2 protein-coding genes and 1 pseudogene are annotated in these 2,551 nt (G+C 62.2%); all 3 read left to right on the plus strand.

What is annotated here, in order from left to right; all coding sequences use genetic code 11:
- Window positions 1-909, plus strand: a 909-nt coding sequence (gcvT, locus tag Q1B46_RS22070; protein WP_299952049.1) for a glycine cleavage system aminomethyltransferase GcvT, incomplete at its 5' end; no start/stop codon positions are given.
- Window positions 910-927: 18 nt separating this feature from the next.
- Entirely contained in the window at window positions 928-1,293 is a 366-nt protein-coding gene (gcvH, locus tag Q1B46_RS22075) for a glycine cleavage system protein GcvH (protein ID WP_299952051.1), read from the plus strand.
- Window positions 1,294-1,469: 176 nt separating this feature from the next.
- Window positions 1,470-2,551 (plus strand): annotated as a pseudogene (locus Q1B46_RS22080) (glycine dehydrogenase); the annotation flags it as partial.

Consider the following 2,551-nt stretch of genomic DNA (forward strand, 5'->3'; position numbering starts at 1 on the left):
GAGAATGTGGGCGAGAAGCTGGAAGCTTTGTGCCCGCAGGCCTATGCGACCTTGAAAGAGGGCAAGGCGCGGTACGGGTTCTTTACGAATGCGGATGGCGGGATCATGGATGACCTGATCGTGTCGAACGCGGGTGATCATTACTTTGTGGTGGTGAACGCGGCGCTGCGGCATCAGGACATTCCGCATATGAAAGCCAATCTGGACGGCGTCGAAGTGATCGAGATCTTTGACCGCGCGCTGGTTGCGGTTCAGGGTCCGGCGGCAGAAAACGTTGTGGGCGAACTGTGCCTGGCGGCGCGCGATCTGAAGTTCATGGAAACCACCGTGGCCCCGATCAATGGTGTCGAATGCCGCATCTCACGGCTGGGCTATACCGGCGAGGACGGGTACGAGATCTCGATCCCCGAGGACAAGGCGATCGAAGTGACCCGTGCGTTTTTGGCGCATGATGATTGCGATGTGGCCGGTCTGGGCGCGCGCGATAGCCTGCGGCTTGAGGCGGGTCTGTGCCTTTACGGCAATGACATTGACCAGGGCACCACGCCGATCGAGGCGTCGCTGGCCTGGGCGATCCAGAAGCGCCGCAAGGAAGAAGGCGGGTTCCCGGGCGCAGAGCGTGTTCAGAAAGAACTGGCCGAGGGGCCTGCGCGCAAGCTGGTGGGCATCAAGCCCGAGGGCCGGGCCCCGGCGCGTCAGGGTGTGGAAATCCAGTGCACCGAGGGCAATACGATCGGTCAGATCACCTCGGGCGTGTTTGGTCCCACGGTCGGCGGACCGGTGGCGATGGGCTATGTCTCTGCGGGGCACACAGAGCCGGGCGAGACGGTGAACCTGATCATCCGGGGCAAGCCGCAGCCGGCGCAGATCGTGGCGCTGCCCTTCGTCACACAGAATTACAAGCGTTGAAGTCAGGAGAGAGACACGATGGCAACCTATTATTCCGAAGAGCATGAATGGCTGGCTGTTGAGGGCGACATCGCCACGCTGGGCATCACCAAACACGCCGCCGAGCAACTGGGCGACGTGGTCTTCGTGGAACAGCAGGAAGCAGGCGACGAGTTCGAAAAGGGCGGCGAGATTGGCGTGATTGAATCCGTCAAGGCCGCGTCCGAGCTTTATGCGCCGGTTGATGGTGAGATCACGGAAGTGAACGAGGTGCTGGCCGACAATCCGGGTTCGCTGAATGACGACCCCGAAGGCGCGGCCTGGATCTACAAGATCAAGATCGCGGATGCATCGCAGCTTGAGGATCTGATGGATGAGGCTGGTTATAAGGCCTTCATCGGTTGATACTTTGCGGAGCCCCGGCATTGGGGCTCCATCTCTTTAACTCATGCCGCCGAATTTGGGCTTCGCCCGTTCGGGCCTGAAGCTGTCCCCCGGACAGTTTCCGGGACGGCCCTCACCCCGCGCCGGAGGCATTTGCCGCAGCGGCCGGACGAGACATTCCCTGAGGAGCGCACCACATGGCCTTCAAACTGACCGATTACGAAGCCTATGACTTCGCCAACCGTCGCCATATCGGGCCCAGCCCGGCCGAGATGCGCGACATGCTCAAGGTGATCGGCTTCAAGACACTGGATGAGCTGATCGACGCCACCGTCCCGCCCGCGATCCGGCAGAAAGAGCCGCTGGACTGGGGTCCGGCGATGACCGAGCGCGATGCGCTGTTCTACATGAAAGAGGTGGCGAGCAAGAACAAGGTTCTGACCTCGCTGATCGGTCAGGGATATTATGGCACCACCACCCCGGCGCCGATCCTGCGCAACATCCTGGAAAACCCGGCCTGGTACACCGCCTATACGCCCTATCAGCCCGAGATCAGCCAGGGCCGGCTCGAGGCGCTGTTGAACTTCCAGACCATGGTCAGCGATCTGACCGGGCTGGACGTGGCCAACGCGTCCTTGCTGGACGAAGCCACCGCAGCCGCCGAGGCGATGGCGATGGCCAAGCGGGGCGGCCGTTCCAAGGCCAATAACGCGGCCTTCTTCGTGGATAAGAACTGCCACCCGCAGACCATCGCGGTCATTAAAACGCGCGCCGAGCCTCTGGGCATCGATGTGCAGGTGGCTGATCCCGACACGCTGGATGCAGGTTCCGTCTTTGGTGCGATCTTCCAGTATCCCGGCACCCATGGTCATGTGCGCGACTTCTCGGCTGAGATCGCGGCGCTGCATGAACATAAAGCCATCGCCATTGTCGCCGCCGACATCCTGTCGCTGGCGCTGCTGAAGTCACCGGGTGAGATGGGCGCGGATATCGCCATCGGCTCGACCCAGCGCTTTGGCGTGCCGATGGGCTATGGCGGCCCGCACGCGGCCTATATGGCGACCACCGACAAGCTGAAGCGGTCGATGCCGGGCCGGATCATCGGTGTGTCGATCGACAGCCGGGGCAACAAGGCCTATCGCCTGGCGCTGCAGACCCGCGAGCAGCATATCCGCCGTGAAAAAGCCAACTCGAACGTCTGCACCGCGCAGGCACTGCTGGCGGTGATTGCCTCGATGTATGCCGTGTACCATGGCCCCGATGGCATCAAGGCCATCGC

Origin of the sequence: uncultured Ruegeria sp. (genome assembly GCF_947500045.1) — a bacterium.
In the GTDB taxonomy this organism is placed as follows: domain Bacteria; phylum Pseudomonadota; class Alphaproteobacteria; order Rhodobacterales; family Rhodobacteraceae; genus Ruegeria.

What these genes read in the sequence shown, in the direction of transcription:
- gcvH (WP_299952051.1), top strand. Translation starts at nt 928, where the DNA reads ATGGCAACCTATTATTCCGAAGAGCATGAATGGCTGGCTGTTGAGGGC.